Source organism: Mediterranea massiliensis (genome assembly GCF_900128475.1).
In the GTDB taxonomy this organism is placed as follows: Bacteria; Bacteroidota; Bacteroidia; order Bacteroidales; family Bacteroidaceae; genus Bacteroides; species Bacteroides massiliensis_E.
On record NZ_LT635834.1, the window covers coordinates 61,882 to 83,899 of the forward strand.

General features: G+C 53.4%; 15 protein-coding genes. 7 read left to right on the forward strand and 8 right to left on the reverse strand.

Annotated features, from left to right (window positions below; genetic code table 11):
* Positions 1-15: 15 nt before the first annotated feature.
* Both BQ7483_RS01535 and BQ7483_RS01540 read left to right on the forward strand, forming a co-directional pair.
* Positions 16-720, forward strand: coding sequence for a rhomboid family intramembrane serine protease (locus tag BQ7483_RS01535; RefSeq protein WP_022020068.1), 705 nt, complete (start codon positions 16-18; stop codon positions 718-720).
* 138 nt (positions 721-858) lie between these two features.
* A complete protein-coding gene (locus tag BQ7483_RS01540; RefSeq protein WP_022020069.1) occupies positions 859-2,370 on the forward strand; it encodes a TrkH family potassium uptake protein in 1,512 nt (503 codons plus the stop codon).
* 15 nt (positions 2,371-2,385) lie between these two features.
* Here BQ7483_RS01540 and BQ7483_RS01545 read toward each other — a convergent pair whose 3' ends face one another.
* Entirely contained in the window at positions 2,386-2,982 is a 597-nt protein-coding gene (locus BQ7483_RS01545) for a MarC family protein (RefSeq protein WP_072544595.1), read from the reverse strand.
* A 264-nt stretch (positions 2,983-3,246) separates the two neighbouring features.
* Here BQ7483_RS01545 and BQ7483_RS01550 point away from each other — a divergent pair, with 264 nt between their 5' ends.
* Positions 3,247-3,915, forward strand: a complete 669-nt coding sequence (locus BQ7483_RS01550; RefSeq protein WP_072544596.1) for a Crp/Fnr family transcriptional regulator — start codon at positions 3,247-3,249, stop codon at positions 3,913-3,915.
* Here the strand turns inward: BQ7483_RS01550 and BQ7483_RS01555 are convergent, their stop codons facing one another.
* The 4 genes from BQ7483_RS01555 to BQ7483_RS01570 all read right to left on the reverse strand — a co-directional run bounded on the left by BQ7483_RS01555 (position 3,916) and on the right by BQ7483_RS01570 (position 9,062).
* Positions 3,916-4,602: an SGNH/GDSL hydrolase family protein gene (locus tag BQ7483_RS01555; RefSeq protein ID WP_072544597.1), complete on the reverse strand. Its 687-nt coding sequence runs from the start codon at positions 4,600-4,602 to the stop codon at positions 3,916-3,918.
* A 121-nt stretch (positions 4,603-4,723) separates the two neighbouring features.
* A complete protein-coding gene (gene guaA / locus BQ7483_RS01560; protein ID WP_072544598.1) occupies positions 4,724-6,277 on the reverse strand; it encodes a glutamine-hydrolyzing GMP synthase in 1,554 nt (517 codons plus the stop codon).
* A 231-nt stretch (positions 6,278-6,508) separates the two neighbouring features.
* Positions 6,509-7,054, reverse strand: a complete 546-nt coding sequence (locus BQ7483_RS01565) for a GNAT family N-acetyltransferase (protein WP_072544672.1) — start codon at positions 7,052-7,054, stop codon at positions 6,509-6,511.
* Positions 7,055-7,415: 361 nt separating this feature from the next.
* Positions 7,416-9,062 (reverse strand): diphosphate--fructose-6-phosphate 1-phosphotransferase, encoded by a 1,647-nt coding sequence (locus BQ7483_RS01570; protein ID WP_072544599.1) that lies wholly within the window; start codon positions 9,060-9,062, stop codon positions 7,416-7,418.
* Between the two features lie 154 nt (positions 9,063-9,216).
* Between BQ7483_RS01570 and BQ7483_RS01575 the strand changes: the two genes are divergently transcribed.
* Both BQ7483_RS01575 and BQ7483_RS01580 read left to right on the forward strand, forming a co-directional pair.
* On the forward strand, positions 9,217-10,578 hold the full coding sequence (locus BQ7483_RS01575) for a DUF3667 domain-containing protein (protein WP_072544600.1): 1,362 nt from the start codon (positions 9,217-9,219) through the stop codon (positions 10,576-10,578).
* Positions 10,579-10,613: 35 nt separating this feature from the next.
* On the forward strand, positions 10,614-11,888 hold the full coding sequence (locus tag BQ7483_RS01580; RefSeq protein ID WP_072544601.1) for a DUF3667 domain-containing protein: 1,275 nt from the start codon (positions 10,614-10,616) through the stop codon (positions 11,886-11,888).
* A 148-nt stretch (positions 11,889-12,036) separates the two neighbouring features.
* Here BQ7483_RS01580 and BQ7483_RS01585 read toward each other — a convergent pair whose 3' ends face one another.
* From BQ7483_RS01585 to BQ7483_RS01595, 3 genes are read right to left on the reverse strand one after another with little or no spacing between them, the layout of a single operon-like run.
* Complete coding sequence (locus BQ7483_RS01585; RefSeq protein ID WP_204245996.1) at positions 12,037-13,425, reverse strand: efflux transporter outer membrane subunit; 1,389 nt, start codon at positions 13,423-13,425, stop codon at positions 12,037-12,039.
* Complete coding sequence (locus BQ7483_RS01590; protein ID WP_072544602.1) at positions 13,425-16,559, reverse strand: efflux RND transporter permease subunit; 3,135 nt, start codon at positions 16,557-16,559, stop codon at positions 13,425-13,427. The genes BQ7483_RS01585 and BQ7483_RS01590 overlap by 1 nt, the downstream gene beginning before the upstream one ends.
* Before the next feature lie 48 nt (positions 16,560-16,607).
* Complete coding sequence (locus BQ7483_RS01595) at positions 16,608-17,792, reverse strand: efflux RND transporter periplasmic adaptor subunit (RefSeq protein ID WP_072544603.1); 1,185 nt, start codon at positions 17,790-17,792, stop codon at positions 16,608-16,610.
* 1,021 nt (positions 17,793-18,813) lie between these two features.
* Between BQ7483_RS01595 and gap the strand changes: the two genes are divergently transcribed.
* Together gap and BQ7483_RS01610 are read left to right on the forward strand one after the other, a co-directional pair.
* Positions 18,814-19,824, forward strand: a complete 1,011-nt coding sequence (gap, locus tag BQ7483_RS01605; protein WP_072544605.1) for a type I glyceraldehyde-3-phosphate dehydrogenase — start codon at positions 18,814-18,816, stop codon at positions 19,822-19,824.
* A gap of 138 nt (positions 19,825-19,962) precedes the next feature.
* Positions 19,963-22,014, forward strand: coding sequence for a M3 family metallopeptidase (locus BQ7483_RS01610; protein ID WP_407657197.1), 2,052 nt, complete (start codon positions 19,963-19,965; stop codon positions 22,012-22,014).
* Positions 22,015-22,018: the final 4 nt, after the last annotated feature.

The window sequence follows — 22,018 nt, forward strand, 5'->3', positions numbered from 1 at the left end:
CCTCATGAACGCCCTATGAAACGAGATATACAACGAATTTTTCTGGCAGCCGCCATCCCGCTGTTCTTTCTTTTCATCCTGTACATGTTGAAGATTTTAGAGGTCGGCATGGGATGGGATTTCACCCATCTGGGAATCTATCCGAGGGAAAAACGGGGGGTGTTCGGCATCTTCGCCCACCCGCTGGTCCATAGCAGTTTCAGCCATCTGGCAGCCAACAGTCTTCCATTGTTCTTCCTGTCCTGGTGCCTGTTTTATTTTTACAAAGGCATCGCGCCCCGCATTTTCTTCCTCGTCTGGATAGGAGGCGGCATCTTTACCTTTCTGTTCGGCAAGAGCGGATGGCATATCGGTTCGAGCGGCATCATCTACGGCCTGGCCTTTTTCCTGTTCTTCAGCGGCATTTTGCGCAGACATGTACCCCTCATCGCCATTTCATTGCTGGTCACCTTTCTGTACGGAGGACTGGTCTGGAACATGTTTCCCCAATTTGCCAAAGCCTCTACCTCCTGGGAAGGACACATGGGAGGAGCCATTGCGGGCATGCTGTGTGCAATAGGCTTCATGAACTACGGTCCCCAACGCCCCGATCCGTTTGCCGACGAAGACGAACAGGATGAGGAAGACGAAGAAAAAGAGGGAGAAGATAGAACAGACGGCATCCCACCCGATGACCAGCAGTTGCAAGGAGAAGACAAGCATACGGAGGAACCCGAATGAGCCCTTATTTTCATGTTTTTAAACGCAAAAAGTTGTTTAATTCCTCTCACAATCTTATTTTTGCCCTGCCAAACAGAAGAGGGACATCCTGTAACTCCCTGTTTGTAAACCCAAAAGACTTTTAACAACCCTAACGGCATGGAAGGATTTATTGCGGACACACTATACGACCAGTCGATGAGAAAACGGAAAAACAGCCTCATCAATACGAAAATCATCATACGTGTACTGGGCATCCTGCTCTTCGTGGAAACAGCCATGTTCCTGCTCTGCGCGCTGGTTTCTTGGTTTTATGAGGAGAAAGAAACACTGACTTTCCTACAAACGGCAGCAATCAATACAGCCGTAGGCATCGTTCTGATCCTATTGAGCCGCGGTGCCGAACGGAAGCTGACCAAGCGTGACGGCTATTGCATTGCCAGCCTGTCGTGGGTACTGTTTTCGGCCTTCGGCATGCTCCCCTTCTACCTGAGCGGCAGTGTAGACAGCATTACCAACGCTTTTTTTGAAACCATGTCGGGGTTCACCACAACGGGAGCCACCATTATGGACAACATTGACAGCCAGCCGCACGGCATCCTCTTCTGGCGCAGCCTGACCCAATGGATAGGCGGTTTGGGAATTGTCTGTTTCGCCATTGCCATCCTGCCCATTTTCAATGAAGGGAACATGCAACTTTTTTCAGCCGAAGCAACAGGGGTCACCCACAACAAACTGCATCCCAAAATCAGCATCATGGTCAAATGGATCTGGGGGGTATACCTCATGCTAACGACCTCGGTCACTCTCCTATTATACATCGGTGGCATGAACTGGTTCGATGCCGTCTGTCACGCCTTCGCCACGACCGCTACCGGCGGATATTCGACCAAACAAGCCAGTGTAGCCTATTGGAATTCTCCTTTCATCGAGTATGTGATTTCGTCCTTTATGATTATTTCCAGCTTCAACTTCGGGCTGTTCTACCTGATAATAAAAGGCAAAGTATCCAAGATGTTCCGCGATGAGGAACTCCGCTGGTTCCTGTCCTCCATCTTCATTCTGACAGGCATCATCACGGTAGCCCTGTTCATCTACAACCAATATGACATTGAGACCGCATTCCGCAAATCCCTGTTCCAAGTGGCCAGTATTCATACTTCCTGCGGTTTCGGCACCGACGACTATTGCTTGTGGCCTCCGTTCACATGGGTACTGCTCATCTTTGCCATGCTGGCCGGCGGATGCACGGGTTCAACAGCTGGCGGCATCAAGTATATGCGCCTTCTGATGATGGTCAAAGGTATCCGCAACAGTTTCCGACGCATGCTCCACCCCAATGCCGTACTGCCTATCCGCGTAGACCGGCAGGCCATCGCGTCGAATACCGTGCTGTCCGTAGCCTTTTTCATTGTCCTCTACATGATTATCATCCTGATAGGCTGGATAGCACTCATGTTTTTGGGCGTCGGCTTCGAAGAGTCGCTTAGTACCGTCATCTCGAGTATCGGAAACGTAGGTCCCGGCCTGGGCAACTTCGGACCCGCCTACTCCTGGAATGCTCTGCCCGATGCTGCCAAATGGATTCTTTCCTTCCTGATGCTGGTGGGCCGTCTGGAAATGTTCTGCGTACTGCTGCTTTTCTACCCCAGCTTCTGGAAGAACCGGTAAAAGGTGTTGTATGGATTACTTTTGCAGAGCCTCGATGAGGGCGGTGATGTTGACCGTGAACAGGCGGACAGAAACGGCCAACAGAATAATTCCAAAGAATTTACGGATAATGTAGATGCCCCCTTTACCGAGAAAACGCTCCACACGTCCCGTCATGCTGACCACAAAATAAACCCAAATCATGTTCAGCACCAAGGCGATGATGATGTTGATACTGGCATACTCGGCACGCAGGGTAAGCAAGGTCGTAAAAGCGCCGGCACCGGCCAGCAACGGGAAGACCAGCGGCACCAGCGTAGCTTCCTTAATCGGTCCCTGGTTCTTGAAGATTTCGATGTCGAGAATCATTTCGAGCGCCATCAGGAAAATGACCACCGCACCCGCAATGGCAAACGACTCGATGTCTACATGGAACAGCTGGAGCATCCAGTCGCCCGCATAGAAGAAGCCCAGCAGAAGGGCAAACGATATCAAGGTAGCTTTCATCGCATTCACATCCTTGCCTTTCTCCTTCAGGTTGATGATGATGGGAATGGCTCCAATGATGTCTATCACAGCAAAAAGTACGATAAATGCACTGATCATCTGCTGAAAATTGAATGCTGAAAACATGATATATTCCTCCTTTTTTCCGCAAAGATACTCTATAATCTCCTATTCCACAACAGAAAAATGAACGGATTGAACAGTACGCTTAAGAAATAATAAAAAAAATAAAAAGCAATGGTCGCAGCACACCGCCGAAGCCTATTATCACTATTTTTGGATAAGATTAAGATGAAATTTGACATAGCCCCATGAACGGGACTCCGTTTCCATCGGCCATGAGCACTTCCTTCATCCTTTTTTATTCCAAACCAAAAGCAATTCTTAGCTATGGATACGATGTTCGATACGTTACTACAGCTCCCCTTGCTCCAAGGACTGGCTCCGGAGGACTTTACCAGCATACTGGAAAAAGTGAAACTGCATTTCGTCAAACTGAAAATCGGCGAAACCATCGCACGGGCAAACACGCCCTGCAATGAACTTATCTTCCTCCTCAACGGAGAAGTGTCCGCCACCACAACCTCCTCTGACGGAATCTACAGTCTGACGGAATTTGCGCAAGCCCCTTACCTGATAGAGCCCCAATCCCTGTTCGGTATGCGCACCGACTACACGGCCAAATATGTGGCCACTACCGAGGTAAACAGTGTACGCGTCAGCAAGACAGCCGTCACGGGACATCTGTTGAAATACGAAATCTTCCGGCTGAACTATCTGAACATTGCCAGCAGCCAGTCACAGTCCCTGCACAGCAAATTGTGGGGCCAGCCCAGTCCGACCACGCTCGAAGGACGTATCCGCCTTTTCATCCTGAGCCACTTGAGACGGCCGGAAGGAATGAAACTGCTGAAAATAAAAATGGAGGACCTAGCCACGATTGTCAACGATACACGCAACAATGTGTCGAAGGTCCTCAATGACATGCAGGACAGGGGGCTGCTGGAGCTTCACCGCGGCGAAATAGCCATTCCTGCTGCCGAGCATCTGCTGCTCTGATTACTTGTCGCGTACCTGTTCGATAGCATTCTTTATCAGGGGTTCCATCACCCGATAGCCTTCCAGCGTCGGATGAACCCCGTCCTTCGTATAGGCAGCTTTCAACGAACAGCCATCGTCCGCTACCAGTGCCTCGTAATAGTTCACATAAGGTATCCCCTCTGCCGAGGCATATTCGGCAATGCGTTTGTTCAGCGCCGTTATCTTCTGGGGAGCATCCGCAACGGACGCATTCCAGCTGAAACGGGCTGCAGGCAATACGGATGTCAGTATCACTTGGATGCCATTCACACTGGCCAGTTCCACCATCGAAACAATATTGCCGAAGGTATAGTCTTCTACATAAGCTCCCGTATTCTCGGCCACGTCGTTGGTACCGGCATTGATGACTACAATCTCCGGCCGCAACTTGATGACATCCTCACGGAAACGCAACAGGAACTGCATCGAGGTCTGACCGCTGATGCCGCGACCCACATATCCGTTCTTTTCAAAGAAAGCGGCATCGGCACGCACCCATCCTTCGGTAATGGAATTGCCCATAAACACAACCCTTCCCTTGACCGGTCCCTGCTCCTCCAACACACGATTGTCGGCAGCATAGCGTTTGAAATTGGCGAAATCCTGAGATTGAGCCTTACATTCTGCCAACCCGAAGGCAGAAGCTACAAGCAAACATGCCAGCATGCTGGCACCTGAAATAAATGTACGTAACATAAGCTATGATTTAAGAGTAAAAAGAGAAAGCACGGACTTGAGCCGCCTTTGGCTTGTCCGTGCCTTGATTTGATATTGATATAAAGATTTCTTATTCCCACTCGATGGTCGAAGGTGGCTTCGAAGAGATGTCGTAGGTGACGCGGTTCACGCCCTTCACCTTGTTGATGATGTCGTTGGACACCTTGGCCAGGAACTCGTAAGGCAGGTGTGCCCAGTCGGCGGTCATGGCGTCGGTCGATGTCACGGCACGCAGGGCCACGGCACGCTCGTAGGTACGCTCGTCGCCCATCACGCCTACCGACTGAACGGGCAAAAGGATGACGCCGGCCTGCCATACCTGGTCATAGAGTGCCGTCTCCTTTCCATCGGCATCCTTCACCTTCCAGTCGCGCAGGCCCTGGATGAAGATGTCGTCGGCATCCTGCAGGATGCGTACCTTCTCGCGGGTGATGTCGCCCAGGATACGCACGGCCAGACCCGGACCGGGGAAGGGATGGCGGTTGATGAGGTGGTCGGGGATGCCCAACTGACGGCCCACACGGCGTACCTCGTCCTTGAACAGCCACTTCAGCGGCTCGCACAGCTGGAGGTTCATTTCCTTGGGAAGTCCGCCCACGTTGTGGTGGCTCTTGATGGTCTTGCCGGTGATGTTCAGGCTCTCGATGCGGTCGGGGTAGATGGTACCCTGGGCCAGCCATTTGGCATCGGTTATCTTATGTGCTTCGGCGTTGAACACTTCCACAAAGTCGCGGCCGATGATCTTGCGCTTCTGTTCGGGGTCGGTCACGCCCTCCAGGTCCTTGAAGAACTTCTCGCTGGCGTCCACACCGATAACGTTCAGCCCCAGGCACTCGTAGTCGTGCATCACGTTCTTGAACTCGTTCTTGCGCAGCAGACCGTGGTCCACGAAGATACACGTCAGGTTCTTGCCGATGGCCCGATGGAGCAATACGGCAGCTACCGACGAGTCCACACCGCCACTCAAGCCCAGAATGACACGGTCGTTGCCCACCTGCGCCTTCAGCTCGGCCACGGTGGTATCAACAAACGAAGCGGCGCTCCAGCTCTGGCTGCAACCACAGACGTCCACCACGAAATTCTTCAGCATCTGTGTGCCGTCCTCGCTATGGAACACTTCGGGATGGAACTGTACGCCCCACATCTTTTCGCCCTCAGCCTGGTAGGCAGCGATTTTCACCTTGTCGGTCGAAGCGATAACGCGGAAGTTGTCGGGGATAGCTGTGATGGTATCGCCGTGGCTCATCCACACCTGCGTATTCTCGCGCACGTCCTTGAAGAGCACATTGCTCTTGTCGAAGGTGCTGAGGTGGGCACGTCCGTATTCGCGTGTGCCGGCCGGTTCAACCTTACCACCGTTGCTGTACGAGATGAACTGGGCGCCGTAGCAGATACCCAGAATGGGATACTTGCCGCGCAGCTGGCTCAAGTCCACCTTGAAAGCGCTCTCGTCGTAAACGGAGAACGGGCTGCCCGATAGGATGACTCCCTTCACACTGTCGTCGCCTTGCGGGAACTTGTTGTAGGGCACAATCTCACAGTAAACATTCAGTTCGCGGATGCGGCGGCCGATGAGCTGCGTAGTCTGCGACCCGAAATCGAGAATGATGATTTTTTCCTGCATATATGTGTCTATTGATAAAATGATTGTTTCAAGTTTTATTGATTGTGCAAAAATAGTGAAAGGCGAAAGCAATACAAAATAAGCCCGCTTATTTTTATTGCTGAGCCGCATCCTATTTTCGTGCAACAAAAATAGTGAAAGGTGAGCGCATAGGCAAATGAAAACGAAGTTTTTAATTAGCCCATACCCCACCGCCTCTTGTTGCTCAGTTACATTATAGTCCCCAAAACATTACATCGGAGATTTCATTGCTTTCCATTCTTCTTTAGTCAACAATGTAAAATGTTCCGTCCGAATGTCTCCTAATGGAGAAGTCTTGCCTTCCTCTGTATGATGAAATTTAAAACCACATTTATCCATCACTCTACGCGATTTGATATTTCCGTCATAATGACCACACCAAACTCTTTTAATATCAAGTTCATCAAAGCAGCGTATTAACAGACGGTTTACAGCCTCCGGTATGAGTCCCTGTCCCCAAAAAGGAACACCGATCCAGTATCCAATCTCTGCATCCCCCTCTTCCATCTCTGCACTATGTAAACCATCACTAAACATAATACCTACACTACCAATCGGTTCATTGGTTTCCTTCAGTACTACAGCATATGTTTCTGGAGCAGAAAAGATATCACGTATTACCTCTCTACTGTTTTCAATTGACGTATGCGGCGGCCAACCAGCAATTGGACCTATAGCTGGATTTTGCGCATATTTGTAAAGCGATTCTGCATCATCTTCCGTCCACCGTCGGAGTATAAGTCTCTCAGTTTCCATAAACCAATCATTTGGAATGTCTTTAAAATATGATTCATTTATGCCCCTAAAGGTAAGCATTTATCTGAAAAAATCTTTCCCCAATAGATTATTTTGTAATAACACCCACATTGAACCGTCAGTACAAAGGCGTTAAACCGACAGTTTAAACGGAGTAAACTGACGGTTTAAACGGATTAAACTGGCAGTTTAAAGCCATTAAACTGAGAGTTTATTCCGGATAAACTAAAATAAACTGCAACACATCTGTTTATCAACAACTTACAATTACAGGTTCAGTGAGCGGACAGGCACAAAAAAAAGATTGCAGGAACACAGCGTCCTGCAATCTCTTGCTTATACCTTATTATATATAGGTTTATTATTTAGCTTGCTCCAGCTGCAATGTCTTGGTAGGCTGGTCGCAAACTTCCGTAGGACCGAAGTACTGGATAGGACCCGGATATACGTAAGCTGTTTCCATAGCCCACTGCTCGCGCTGTGCGGCGAAAGCCTTGAAAGGTGCACCATCCAGCTTCACGAGAGCTTTCTGGATAACGGGCTTCATTTCGCCGTGACGACGCTCCATGTTCATCATCATCGTGATGGGCACACCACCTGCAATCCACTCTTCGGCAGGAGCCGTCGTGTTGCGTACGGAAGCCATGTAGCCGGTCTTGCCGTTGGCAATCAGGGCAGATGCTGCATAACCCAGCGAGTAGCAGTAGTCGGCATCAAAGTTCGACGGAGCAGCGCAACGTCCTTCGTAACCGAAGAAGTGGTGCTGGGCGGCAAACTTGCCCACGTACTTGCCTTCTTCCTTCCAGGCAGCCAGCTTGGTGGCAACCATTTCGGAGAGCAGCTTCTCAGTCTCGATCAGCGAAACCTGTACGTTTCCGTGCGGGTCGCGGTCGAGGGTCAGCTGACGGGCTACGCCTTCGGGCAGGCTGGCGTAAACAGCCGAGTTGGCCGGAGACAGCTTGCTGATGATGTAGTCGCGCTGGTGAGACTTCTTGATGTGGGAGAACTCTTCGGCGTTGGCAGCCAGGAAGTCGTTCAGTTCAGAGATGAGTCGCTTCATAGCCGGGATGAATTCAACCAGACCTTCGGGGATGAGGACAGTACCGAAGTTGTTGCCCTGAGCGGCACGGTCGGCCACTACCTTGGCAATGTAAGTAACGATGTCGTCCAGTGACATATCCTTAGCCTCTACTTCCTCGGAGATGATACAGATGTTGGGCTGTACCTGAAGAGCGCACTCCAATGCGATGTGAGAAGCCGAACGGCCCATCAGCTTGATGAAGTGCCAGTATTTGCGTGCCGAGTTGCAGTCGCGCTGGATGTTGCCGATTACTTCAGAGTAGGTCTTGCAGGCAGTGTCGAAACCGAAGCTGGTCTCGATCATGTCGTTCTTCAAGTCGCCGTCGATGGTCTTGGGGCAACCGATAACCTGTACGCCGTAGTTCTTTGCAGCATAGTATTCAGCCAGTACGCAAGCGTTCGTGTTGGAGTCGTCGCCGCCGATGATAACCAATGCCTTGATGCCCAGCTCCTTCAGGATTTCATAACCTTTCTCGAACTGATCTTCCTTCTCCAGTTTCGTACGGCCCGAGCCGATGATGTCGAAACCACCGGTGTTGCGATACTCGTCGATGATGTCGGCCGTCAGCTCCATGTAGTTGTGGTCAACCAAGCCGCCGGGGCCCAGGATAAAGCCGTAGAGCTTGTTGGCGGGGTTCAGCTTCTTGATGCCGTCGAACAGGCCGGAGATAACGTTGTGTCCGCCGGGAGCCTGACCACCAGAAAGGATAACGCCTACGTTCATTACAGGGAATGAAGCAGCCTCAGCAGAAGTTTCGAACTTGATGAGCGGCATGCCATAGGTGTTGGGGAACAGCTTCTGGATAGCTTCCTGGTCGGCAACCGACTGGGTAGCCTCGCCGGCTACAGCTTTCACATGTCCTTTCAACGCCTTGGGCAACTTGGGCTGGTAAGCAGCCCTTGCGATTTGCAATGCACTTTTAGTCATATTGTACTATTGTTTAAAGGTGAATATACTTTACCATCTAAAGGTGGTGCAAATTTCGCCTTTTTCCCTTAGACTACATAACTTTTCTATGTAAAACCTAAGCAACTATCACATTTTTTATAATTTTGTCGCCGAATTACAAACACACCCCTTTATGCTACAAGACTGGAAAGAACATTGGAAAGCCCGCTCCCGACGCGTGCGCCGCAAGATAGAACTACTCCGCCTGAAGCGGATACGCCAAAAGAAAACACCGAAATACTCCTACTGCAAGAACTGCGGTACCCCGCTCGAAGGCATGTACTGCTACCGCTGCGGCCAATATGCGCTCGATGCGGAACAGCCTTTCTGGAAGTACGTGCGCCAGTATTTCGAAAACGTCTATCAGTTCGACACCAAGATATGGCATACCCTGTGGTACCTCTTCACCCGCCCCGGTTTCCTGACCTCCGAATTCAATGCGGGCAAAATAAACTCTTACGTCCACCCTTTCCGCCTGTACATGTGTATTTCGGTGGTGTTCTTCGCCGTGTTCTTCATGCTGGTGGGCGAACGGGCGAACGACTTCAACGCGCTGAACGACGGACGGCTGCGCCGCAGCGTCGTGAAACAGCTCGGGACGCCTGCTGCCGGGGCCGACACCACCCTCTACCTCTACCAGGCACCGCGGCTGGTGAAGACCCTCAAGCTGCGCTTCGGCATGGAGGGAGCCGACAGCCTAGTGCGCTACCAGCCTGTTGACAATCCTTACGGATTGTCGCGCGTCACCCTACCCCGTCTGCTGGCGGACTCCTGCTTCAAGCAGACCGACATCCTGCCTGAGGACTGGGACTTCATCCGAAAGGCGCGCGCCTTGAAAAACCTGAACATCGAGAACTGGATAGACGGACGTGACTACGGCCCGGACAACGTGGCCGCCATCCGAGCCTTCCACGTGGACAGTACCTACATGCAGACGGCCGAAGGCACAGACAGCCTCGTACTGCGCCCGCAGCGGGTCTGGCTCTGGACGGACGAAGTGAAGAAGGACGCCGAAACGGACGAACTGCAGAAGCAATTGTTCGTCAACGACATCGTAGGCGGCCTGTCCAAGTGGACACCCTTCTACATGATGTTCCTCCTGCCGCTGTTTGCCGCCTTGCTGAAACTGTTCTATCGCCGCAAGCAGATGCCCTACATGTGGCACTTCGTCCACGCCATCCATCTGAATACCGTCTTCCTCATCCTGATCTGCATCCCGCTGGTGCCGCTCTTCGCCTACGGGCTCGACGACCTGATGGCAGCCGGACAAACACTGAACACGGCACAACTGAACTCCCTACGCATCACACTGGTAGGTTTTCCAGTTGCCATGTTCCTCTATCTGCTGGTGTCCTTCCGCACGGTTTACCGCCAGGGCTGGGGCAAGACCACGGTGAAGGCAGTGCTGTTCTACGTGCTGTTCACCGCCATCGCCACCCTACTGGCCGCCGTACTGCTGCTGTGGCTGCTGGCGACGGAAGCAGAAGCTATATAAATGAAGAATGAAGAACGAAGAATAAAGAATAAACGATGAAACTCATAGAAATACTCCGACAACGACGCAGACGTATCCGACGGAACATCGAGGCCATGCGCCTGCGACGCATCCGCCGCCACACCCGCCCCGGCTACACCCACTGCATGAACTGCGGCACCCGCCTGAAGGGTATGTACTGCCACCAGTGCGGCCAGTATGCCCTCGACATCCACCAACCCATGTGGAAATACATCCGTCAGTACTTCGAGAACGTCTATCAGTTTGACGGCAAGATATGGATGACACTGCGCCTGATGTTCACCCGCCCGGGCTTTCTGACGAACGAATTCAACGACGGCAAGATCAATTCCTACGTGCATCCTTTCCGGCTGTACATGTGCATCTCCGTCGTCTTCTTCACCCTGTTCTTCATGGCCGCCGAGCGCAGCACGAACCATGCGCTGCTGACGATGGCCGGCGAACAGATACCGGACACGGTGATGGACGTCCTGCGCCGTGCCAACCCTACCTCCCTGCCGGACACGACAGTCTATGCCTACAACACGGAGACTCTGCTACAGGTGCTCGACGCCCGCGGAGCCAGCCGCGCCGACCTCCTCGTCCACCTGCACTACAAGGACCGTGGCGATGAGCTGAACCTCGTCACCCTGCCCCGCCTGCTCTTCGACTCGTGCCTGACGCGTACCGCCGTCCACGAGGAGACACAGACCGAAGTCAACGTCCTCCGCCGTACCGCCCGGCTGGGTATACCCGACGAAGAGGAACAGTTCAGTCTCACCCTGCCCGTCGACACAGTGACAGGCCGCATCACAGCCGACACGTACGACTGGATGACGAGCCTCGACCAGACTGACCAGCTGCACCAGCAGGCCACGGCTTCGTTCGTCCTGGGACAGCTGTCCAAGTGGACGCCCCTGTTCCTGATGTTCCTCCTGCCTGTACAGGCTTTGATATTCAAATTCTTCTACCGCAACCGCCGCTACATGGAGCACTTTGCCCACGCCACACACCTCAGCAGCCTGCTGCTCGTGCTAATGGCCGTACCAGCTTCCATCTTGCTGCGGAGTTTCAATGCGGGACACGACAACGACCTCTTCACCAACAGCTGGGAGAACGCGATTCTCTTCCTCACGCCCCTCGCCCTGCTGGCCTATCAGTTCGTGTCGATGCACACCGTCTACCGTGAGGGCTGGGGCAAAACCACGACGAAATGCCTGCTCACGTTCTTCCTCTTCAACCTGCTGGCTCTCGGCTCCGCAACCGCACTCATCCTCTGGCTGGTGCTCAAAGCAATGGGGAGGATCTGACCCTTATTTTCCATAAGAGGATTTTGCGTCATTCTAAGACACAAAAAAAATGCGGGTTACGCAGATTTCACAGCAAATAGCTGCCTGTGAAATCTGCGTAACCCACATCCAAAAGACTATTTCTTTCCTGAGACAAGAACTTCCGGCCCTACTCCCAGCCTCCGCCGAGGGCCTTGTAGAGGTTGATCATCGTGATGCGCTTGTCGCGCACGGCGTTGCTCAGGCTGAGCTGGGCGTCGAAGTAAGTACGCTGGGCGTCGAGCAGGTCGATGTAGCCGATGGCACCATTGACATACTGCAACTGAGCCAGTTCGAGCGTCGTCTTGGCCGCCTGTTCCAGTCGGAGGCGGGTATCATAAATGTCCTTTATCTTGTTGAACTCCGTAATAGCATTATAAGCATCCTTGAAGGCACTGAGCACAGCCTTCTCGTAGGCGTACGTGGCACGCTCGAAAGCGGCCTTCTGAGCCTTGAGGCGGGCACGGTTCTTGCCCATGGCGAAGATGGGTTCCAGGAGTGTGGCCGAGAAGAGGTGGTAGGGAGACTTCAAGATGTCACCCAGTTCGCCGCTCTCGCTTCCTGCCGTAGCAGTGAGCGCAATGCGGGGGAAGAGGGCGGTGAAGGCCATGCCCACCTGCGCATTGGCGGCAATGAGTTCCTGTTCGGCCTGACGCACGTCGGGACGGCGTTCCAGCAGGGTGCTTGGCATACCCACAGGTAGGGCATCAGGCAGCTGTACATCTGCCGCCTGACTGGCACGGGCGATGCTGTGGGGATATTCACCCGTCAAGAAAGCCAGTTCGTTTTCCTTGAGCGTAATCTTGCGTTCGAGGTCGGGCACGAGGGTCACGGTCTTGGCCAATTCCACCTGCGCCTGGCGAAGAGGAATTTCGGAGATAAGTCCGGCTTCGCGACGCAGACGCACCAGATGGAGGCTCTCGCGGCGGGCTTCAACGGTCTGACGCACGATGGCCAGCTCGTTGTCCAACGCCACCAGCTCGAAATAAGCTTGCGCCACCTGGGCGATAAGACTCATCTGCAAGGCACGCCGGTTCTCGATGGAACCCATGAAGTCGGCCAGGCTCTTGTCGCGCGCCCAGCGCAGGTTGCCCCACAGGTCGAGCTCCCACGTGGCCGATGCCTTGATGCCGAACTCATCGCTGTTCTTGGGGTTGTCACCGCCGTAATTCTCGCGCTCGGGCTCAAGGTAAACCTTGGCCCCCACTTGCGGGAACATGTTAGCCACATCGATACGCTTCAGTGCGGCCAGCTCCTTGACGCGGGCGGCCGACATCTGCATGTCCTTGTTATACTCCAGCGTCTTGCGGATGAGCCCCTGCAGCAGGGTATCGGTGTAGAGTTCCTCCCACGAACGGTCGGCAATAGAGGCCGAATCCTCGGCCGTCTGGCTACCCAGCGTCGTGGGCAGGACCAATTCCGGTCGTGTATAGTGCTTGCCCAGCTGGCATCCGGCCAATAATAGTACCACAGCGGCCAGCACGCCCGTCATATATATCGTTCGTCTAAGCATCTTCATCATTTTTTTCTTTTAAAGAGTTGTACGTTCAGTTTGCGGGTACGCATCCGGGCCTTCACCTTGTAAATCATCACGAAGAAGAAGGGCACCAGCAAAATGCCGACCGTAACGGCCACAATCATACCGAAGAACACGCCTGTACCGATGGCCTGTCGGCTGGCCGAACCCGGTCCCGAAGCCAACACCATGGGCAGCATACCGAGGATGAAGGCCAGTGACGTCATCAGGATGGGGCGGAAGCGCAGGTGCGCCGCATGCAGGGCCGACTCTACCAGGTCGCCACCCTTGTCTACCTCGTCCTTGGCAAACTCCACGATAAGGATGGCATTCTTGGCAGCCAGACCGATGAGCATCACCAGACCGATCTGGAAATAGGTATCGTTCTCGAGCCCGCAGATGGAAATACCCGCATAGGCACCCAGCACGGCGATGGGCAGGGAAATGAGCACGGCGATGGGCACGCTCCAGCTTTCATAGAGGGCTGCCAGGAAGAGGAACACAAAGAGGAACACCAGTCCCAGAATGAGTCCCGTCTGTCCGCCCGCCTGTTTCTCCTGATAGGACAGGCCGCTCCACTCCACGCCGATGTTGTCAGGCAGACGGTCGCGGGCGATGCGCTCGAGCAGTTCCATCACCTGTCCGGAGCTGGCTCCACTGGCTGCCGTACCACGGATGACGGCGGCGTTGAACATATTGAAACGCTTGATGCTGCCCGGGCCGGTGGTGTACTCCGTCGTGCCAAGCGAGGTAAGCGGAATCATGTCGCCATCGCTGCCACGCACAAAGTAGAGGCCGATGTTGTCGCGATGCTCACGGTAGGGAGCCTCAGCCTGCAGGTAGACGCGGTAGACACGGTTGAACATGTTGAAGTCGTTCACGTAAACCGAACCCGTATAGGCCTTCATCGTCGAAAAGACATCGGCCATGGGTACACCCGAAAGCTTCACCTTGTCGCGGTCCACGTCGAAGTAGAGTTGCGGGATATCGGCCTGCAACGAGGACGAAAGTCCTTCAATCTCCTTGCATTGCGAAGCATAGTACATCAGCGTGTCGGTGGCGCGCACCAGGTCGTCGAAGGTAGCGTCGCCACGTGCCTCGAGCTGCATCTCGAATCCGCCCGACGTACCCAAGCCGGGGATGACCGGCGGGGTGGACAGGTAGACCTTGCACTCGGGATATTCACTGATTTCGCGGCGGACGGTCTCCATCACCTCGTCGATAGTGGTGTTGTCGCGCTCCTCCCAAGGTTTCATAATGACGGTCAGCTGGCTGCGCGCCTGGCTGGTGCCCACACGCGGACTGGAACCTGTCACGTTCTGTACATACTCCACTTCAGGCTGTTGCATCAGGAAGGCGATGGCACGCTCGGTCACGTTACGGGTACGCTCCAGCGTAGCGCTCTCGGGCAACTCCAGCTCGACGGTAAAGTAGCCCTGGTCTTCGACGGGCAGGAAGCTGGTGGGCGTAAAGCGGTGCAGGATGAAGATGCACAACAGGCCGATGCAGAAGTACATGGCGATGCGGCGCGGATGCTTCACAGTGCTGCCGATAATCTTAACGTATTTTGCGTTGCCAATGGCCAGCCACTTGTTGATAAAGGCAAATACCCGGTTCTTGGGCTTATTGGAATCCTCGGGTTTCAGGATGAGCGAACACATCACAGGGCTCAGGGTCAATGCCACGACGGTGGACAAGAGTACCGATACTACGATGGTCACCGTGAATTGGCGATAGAGCTGGCCCGTAATGCCCGGCAAGAAGCTAACCGGCACGAATACCGCCGCCAGCACGAGTGACGTGGCGATGATAGCGCCCACCAGTCCGTTCATGGCCTTCTTGGTGGCTTCATAAGGACTGAGGTGTTCCTCCTCCATGATGCGCTCCACGTTCTCGACCACCACAATGGCATCGTCCACCACAATACCGATGGCCAGTACCAGACCAAGCAAAGTCAGGATGTTCAGCGAGAAGCCGAAGATGAGCATGAAGCCGAAGGTACCGATCAGCGAAATGGGTACTGCCACCACGGGAATGAGCGTGGCACGCCAGCTCTGCAACGACAGGTAGACTACCACAATCACGAGGAACAGGGCTTCGAACAGCGTCTTGTACACCTCGTGGATGGACTCGTTGATGTAAGTGGTCATGTCGAACGGGATTTCATACTCCAATCCTTCGGGGAAGTTGGCGCTGATTTCCTTCATGGTCTTCTTGACGTTCTCGGCCACCTCCATGGCGTTGGCGCCGGGCAGCATGTAGAGCCCCAGCACAGCGGCATTGCCGGCATTGATACCACTCTCGGTATTATAGGACTGCGCTTCCAGCGAAATGCGGGCCACGTCGCGCAGGCGGATCAGCGAACCGTCGGCATTGGCACGCAATACGATTTCCTCGAACTGGGAAGCCGACGACAGACGTCCCTGCGCCGTGATGGGGATAGTGATGTCGAGCCCCGTCACAGGCTGCTGCCCCAGGACACCGGCCGCCGACTCGCGGTTCTGGTCCTTCAAGGCATCCTGCACGTCCTTCACCGTCAGGCCGTAGTTGGCCAGACGGGCGGGGTCTACCCATATCTGCATGGCGTAGTAACGGCTTCCGATGTTGGACACACGCCCCACGCCGGGGATACGCCGCAAGAGGTCGAGCACATTCAGGGTGGCAAAGTTACTCAGATAGATTTCATCGAACTTGGGGTCGTCCGACGTCAGGCAGATGGTCATCAGCTGGCTGGGCGACTGCTTGTCCACCTCGATGCCGTTCTGCACCACTTCGGCGGGCAGACGCGACTCGGCCAGCTTGATGCGGTTCTGTATCTCGACGGCGGCCAGGTCGGGGTCGGCTGAGATGTCGAAAGTGACGGTAGCCGAGAAGCCTCCCGTGTTGGAACTGGTAGACTCCATGTAGAGCATGCCCGGCGTACCGTTGAGTTCCTGCTCGATGGGGGTGGCCACGGCCTGCGACACGGTGACGGCACTGGCGCCCGGATAGGAAGCCGAGATTTTCACCACAGGCGGCGTTATCTGAGGATACTGGTCGATGGGGAGCATCATCAGGCCGATGATACCCACAATGACAATCAATATGGAGATGACGGCCGAGAATATCGGTCTGTCTATAAAGAAATTAACTTTCATAAGCGGGATAGGTTTCTGATGTTAGACTTCTGTGATGGCAACACGCCGTTATTCTTCTGTACCCTCTACTTCGGTCGGCTTGCCCACCCGCACCTTCATGCCAGGGGTCAGCTTGTGGTAACCTTCGGTCACGATGTTCTCGCCGGGCACGATACCACGTTCCACCACGACGTTGTTGCCAAACTCGGGACCCAGCTCGATGAAGCGGCGCTCCACGGTAGAGTCGCGGCGCATGACGTAGACGTGCGCACCACCTTTCTCAATCATCAGAGCCTTCTGGGGTACGACGGTGGCATGCTCACGCACGTCGAGCAGTACACGTACCTTGGTGAACTGGCCAGGCAAAAGCACGCGGTCGGGGTTGGGCATCTCGGCACGAACGGAGAAAGTTCCCGTCTTGGGATTGACCTGCGGCTCGGCAAAATCCACTATACCTTTATATATATACTGGCTGTTGTCGGGCAGGGTGATGGTAACCGTAGGCTGCCAAGAACGGGTCGAGTCCTTCTGGCCAATGACCACGTTGCGTTCCTTGCCCTTCAGATAATCGAGGGCCGTCATGCTGAAGTCCACCAGCACCGTGTCGCTCTTGACAATGGTGGCCAGCAACGACTTTCCGCTGGTACCCACCAGCGTACCGAGGTCGACGTGACGTTCGCTGATGTGGCCCGAAATCGGAGAACGCACCCACGTGTAGCCCAGTTCCTGTTCAGCCTGGTCAAGGTCAGCCTGGCTCATGCCCATGCTGGCCACAGCCGTCTCGTAGGCAGCAATGGCGTTATCCCGGTCGAGCTGGCTGGCCGCGTTCTGCTCAAACAAGGGACGGATACGCTCCAGGTCGCGTTTGGTCTTGCGCACCTGAGCCGAGTCCTTGCGAAGCTGGGCACGTGCCTTGTCGGCCTTGGCGCGGTACTGCTTCTGGTCGATGACGAACAACACCTGATTCTTCGTCACATACGTACCCTCTTCGAAAGCCATGCTCTCCAGAAAGCCTTCGACACGCGCACGCACTTCGACGAACTGCTGGGCACGGATGCGGCCCACATAGTCGCCGTATATCTCGACATCGTCCTGGCCGACGGGTTCCACCACCACTACGGGAGGGATGGGCTCGACCTTCTTCGGCCAAGTCACCACGATATAGATGCCCAGCAGCACTGCCATGCATACCACCATCGTCACCAGTCTTTTCTTTCTCAGCTTTAATTCCTTCTTCGTAAAAAATAGTCTCATGTCTGTTTGTTTAGCTAATTAAACCCTGTTTTTAGGAATGAGGGTGCAAAGATAATACCATTTTTCCAATTTTCCACCATAAACCGGCGTAACCGTTTAATTTTCAATAGAAAAACTTTCCCGTCTGCAATCTCGCGGAAGCCCTTCAGACGGCCCGCCCTGTAGAAAGCATCTACAAACTTGTAGAAATATTCCACACCCTCGGCCCGCCGCACTTCCCCAACGCCCTGCCGACAAAATGACACTTTGATTTTCCAACCGCCCGAGAATCGCTTCTTTCCGCCCCAAGTCAAGGCCGATGGGAAAGAACGAAGAGCCGGAAGGCTTACACGCTCGCACACAGCCGGATAGCGAAATCCTTACATTTGAAATAGAAGTTTCATCCTCCCCAAACGAAGAAAAAACCGCGGGAAACCGATGAAAAACCGACAAAGCGACCCTTCGTCGAACGAAAAGCAGGCACTTTCCGAGCGAAAAGCGGCGTTTTTCCCAAAGAAAACCTACGTTCTGACGACTGGATACCTACGATCTGACGACAGAAAACCTACAATCAGGCAGCAAAAAGCCTGCTTTTTAACCCCTCAGAAGCCGGCATTTCCTCCGTTTCCGCCTCCAGTTTCTTCCTTTCATGCAAGGAGCCTGTCAGCAAAAACAGCCCATTTACATCTATCTGTCAACAAAACCAAGAAAACAGACAACAGAATGACAATCCGCCCTTCCGGCTATTCTTCGCCAGAAGGCCCCGTTCATCGGCTTCCCAAGCATACATATATATAAAGGTGAAAAAGGAGTAATACACTCCCCTTCCACACGCTATGGATGTTCCGACAAGCCTCTTTTAACGATAAATAACCCTAACGGGGGCCTTGGAATGAAAAAAAAGGAAAAATTAAACCTACACGATATACCAACATACAAAACAATTTCGTACTTTTGCAGCGCATTTGGAAAACAAACGCAATTAGGTTAAAGAGAGATATTCAAGATAAATATTTATTGAACCTTTAAAAGTTTAAACAAAATGATTAAAGTAGGTATTAATGGATTCGGACGTATCGGACGTTTCGTATTCCGCGCAGCTCAAAAGAGAAACGATATCCAAATCGTTGGTATTAACGACCTTTGCCCGGTTGACTACTTGGCATACATGCTGAAGTACGATACAATGCACGGCCAGTTCGACGGCACTATCGAAGCTGACGTTGAAAACAGCAAGCTGATCGTTAACGGCAAGGAAATCCGTGTAACAGCTGAGAAGAACCCTGCTGACTTGAAATGGAACGAAGTTGGTGCAGAATATGTAGTAGAATCTACAGGTCTGTTCCTGACTAAAGAAAAAGCTCAAGCCCACATTCAGGCTGGTGCAAAATATGTTGTAATGTCTGCTCCTTCCAAGGACGACACTCCGATGTTCGTTTGCGGTGTAAACGAGAAGACTTACGTTAAGGGTACTCAGTTCGTATCCAACGCTTCTTGTACTACTAACTGCTTGGCTCCTATCGCTAAGGTTCTGAACGACAAGTTCGGTATCGTAAACGGTTTGATGACTACTGTTCACTCTACAACTGCTACTCAGAAGACAGTTGACGGTCCGTCTATGAAGGACTGGAGAGGTGGTCGTGCTGCTTCTGGCAACATCATCCCGTCTTCTACTGGTGCTGCTAAGGCTGTAGGTAAAGTTATCCCCGAACTGAACGGCAAGCTGACTGGTATCTCTATGCGTGTTCCGACTCTGGATGTATCCGTAGTTGACCTGACTGTAAACTTGGCTAAGCCCGCTTCTAAGGAAGCTATCTGCGCTGCCATGAAGGAAGCTTCTGAAGGCGAACTGAAGGGTATACTGGGTTACACAGAAGATGCAGTTGTTTCTTCTGACTTCCTGGGCTGCACACTGACTTCTATCTTCGATGCAAACGCAGGTGTTTACTTGACTGACACATTCGTTAAGGTTGTATCTTGGTACGATAACGAAATCGGTTACTCTAACAAGGTTCTCGACCTGATCGCTCACATGGCATCTGTTAACTGCTAATTGACAGTTAGAAAATATTAAAGTATAGGCGGCTTCTGCGGAAGTCGCCTATTTTTTTTGCATTTTTGCGTAATGTTTGAGAAAGGCCTTATCTCGATGAAAATCAGAGAGGCCGTTGTTTTACTTTGCATATTGAATATGACAGAAGCTCAGAATCCTTTTTTTGAAAATATCCATACACCCCACGGCACCGTCCCCTTCGACCGCATCGCCGTGGAGCACTACGCCCCCGCCATCCGCCGGGGCATCGAATGCCAGAACGAGGAGATAGACGCCATCGTCCGCAATCCCCAGCCTGCCGACTTCCACAACACCATCCTGGCTTTGGAAAAGTCGGGCCAACTGTTGCATCGCGTGGAAGTGGTGTTCGACAACCTGCTCAGCGCCGAAACCAACGATGCCATGCAGGAGCTCGCCAAGGAACTGATGCCCCTGCTGAGCGAACATGCCAACAACATTACGCTGAACGAACGCCTCTTCGAACGGGTCAAGACGGCCTACGAGCACCGCAACGACGAACCTCTGACCGCCGAACAACGGAAACTGACGGAAGATACCTACGAAGGATTTGTACGCAGCGGAGCCAACCTGCAGGGAGCCGACAAGGAGAAATACCGTGAACTCTCTCGCCAGCTGAGCCTGCTGACCTTGCAATTCAGTGAGAACAACCTGAAGGAAACCAACGACTACCAGCTGGTGCTGACCGACGAAGCCCAACTGAAGGGCCTGCCGCAGAGCGCCATCGACGCCGCTGCCGAAACAGCTCGCGAGAAACAGCAGGAGGGCTGGGTCTTCACCCTGCATGCCCCCAGCTACGTGCCTTTCCTGACCTATGCCGCCGACCGCAATCTGCGCAAGGAAATCTACATGGCCTACAACACCAAGTGTACGCACGCCAACGCCTGCAACAACCTCGACATCGTGAAGCAGCTGGTCAACACCCGTCTGGCCCTTGCCCAGCTGTTGGGATATAAAGATTATGCCACCTACAAGCTGGAACGCCGCATGGCACAGAACAGTGCCAACGTCTATCACCTGCTCGACCAGTTGCTCGAAGCCTATAAGCCAACGGCGCAGAAGGAATATGCCGAAGTACAGGCACTGGCCCGCGAGGAGCAGGGAGCTGACTTCACCCTGATGCCCTGGGACTGGAGCTACTACTCGCAGAAGCTCAAAGACCGCAAGTTCAACCTCAACGACGAGATGCTCCGCCCTTACTTCGAGCTGGGAAACGTCAAGAAAGGCGTATTCGGCCTGGCCACCCGCCTCTATGGAATCACTTTCCAAAAGAACTCCGACATTCCCGTCTATCACAAGGACGTGGAAGCCTTCGATGTATTCGATCAGGATGGCAGCTTCCTCGCTGTACTCTATACTGACTTCCACCCGCGCGAAGGCAAGCGTTCGGGTGCCTGGATGACCAGCTACAAGGAACAATGGATTGACGAAAAGACAGGCGAGAACAGCCGTCCGCACGTGTCGCTGGTGATGAACTTCACCAAACCCACGCAGGACAAGCCAGCCCTCCTCACCTTCGGCGAAGTGGAAACCTTCCTACACGAGTTCGGCCACAGCCTGCACGGCATGTTCGCCAACACGACCTACGCCAGCCTGAGCGGCACCAATGTCTATTGGGACTTTGTGGAACTTCCCTCGCAATTCATGGAGAACTTTGCCGTCGAAAAGGAATTTCTGCATACCTTTGCCCGCCACTACCAGACGGGCGAACTGATACCCGACGAGCTGGTACAACGCATCGTGGACTCGCGCAACTTCAACGCCGCCTATGCCTGCCTGCGCCAGGTCAGCTTCGGTCTGCTGGACATGGCATGGTACACCCGCACCACGCCCTTCGAAGGCGACGTGATGGCCTACGAGAAGCAAGCCTGGACCCGTGCCCAAATACTGCCACCCGTTGAAGGCACCTGCATGAGCACCCAGTTCTCGCACATCTTTGCCGGAGGCTATTCGGCCGGCTATTACAGCTACAAATGGGCCGAAGTGCTGGACGCCGACGCCTTCTCGCTCTTCAAGCAAAAGGGCATCTTCAATCGGGAGGTGGCCGAATCTTTCCGTGAGAACATCCTGTCCAAGGGTGGAACTGAACACCCGATGATGCTCTACAAGCGCTTCCGCGGACAAGAGCCCACCATCGACGCATTATTGATCAGAAACGGAATAAAGAAATAAAAAT

Coding starts and splice junctions, on each gene's coding strand:
- BQ7483_RS01535 (WP_022020068.1), top strand. CDS start 16: ATGAAACGAGATATACAACGAATTTTTCTGGCAGCCGCCATCCCGCTG.
- BQ7483_RS01540 (WP_022020069.1), top strand. CDS start 859: ATGGAAGGATTTATTGCGGACACACTATACGACCAGTCGATGAGAAAA.
- BQ7483_RS01545 (WP_072544595.1), bottom strand. CDS start 2,982: ATGTTTTCAGCATTCAATTTTCAGCAGATGATCAGTGCATTTATCGTA.
- BQ7483_RS01550 (WP_072544596.1), top strand. CDS start 3,247: ATGGATACGATGTTCGATACGTTACTACAGCTCCCCTTGCTCCAAGGA.
- BQ7483_RS01555 (WP_072544597.1), bottom strand. CDS start 4,602: ATGCTGGCATGTTTGCTTGTAGCTTCTGCCTTCGGGTTGGCAGAATGT.
- guaA (WP_072544598.1), bottom strand. CDS start 6,277: ATGCAGGAAAAAATCATCATTCTCGATTTCGGGTCGCAGACTACGCAG.
- BQ7483_RS01565 (WP_072544672.1), bottom strand. CDS start 7,054: ATGGAAACTGAGAGACTTATACTCCGACGGTGGACGGAAGATGATGCA.
- BQ7483_RS01570 (WP_072544599.1), bottom strand. CDS start 9,062: ATGACTAAAAGTGCATTGCAAATCGCAAGGGCTGCTTACCAGCCCAAG.
- BQ7483_RS01575 (WP_072544600.1), top strand. CDS start 9,217: ATGCTACAAGACTGGAAAGAACATTGGAAAGCCCGCTCCCGACGCGTG.
- BQ7483_RS01580 (WP_072544601.1), top strand. CDS start 10,614: ATGAAACTCATAGAAATACTCCGACAACGACGCAGACGTATCCGACGG.
- BQ7483_RS01585 (WP_204245996.1), bottom strand. CDS start 13,425: ATGAAGATGCTTAGACGAACGATATATATGACGGGCGTGCTGGCCGCT.
- BQ7483_RS01590 (WP_072544602.1), bottom strand. CDS start 16,559: ATGAAAGTTAATTTCTTTATAGACAGACCGATATTCTCGGCCGTCATC.
- BQ7483_RS01595 (WP_072544603.1), bottom strand. CDS start 17,792: ATGAGACTATTTTTTACGAAGAAGGAATTAAAGCTGAGAAAGAAAAGA.
- gap (WP_072544605.1), top strand. CDS start 18,814: ATGATTAAAGTAGGTATTAATGGATTCGGACGTATCGGACGTTTCGTA.
- BQ7483_RS01610 (WP_407657197.1), top strand. CDS start 19,963: ATGACAGAAGCTCAGAATCCTTTTTTTGAAAATATCCATACACCCCAC.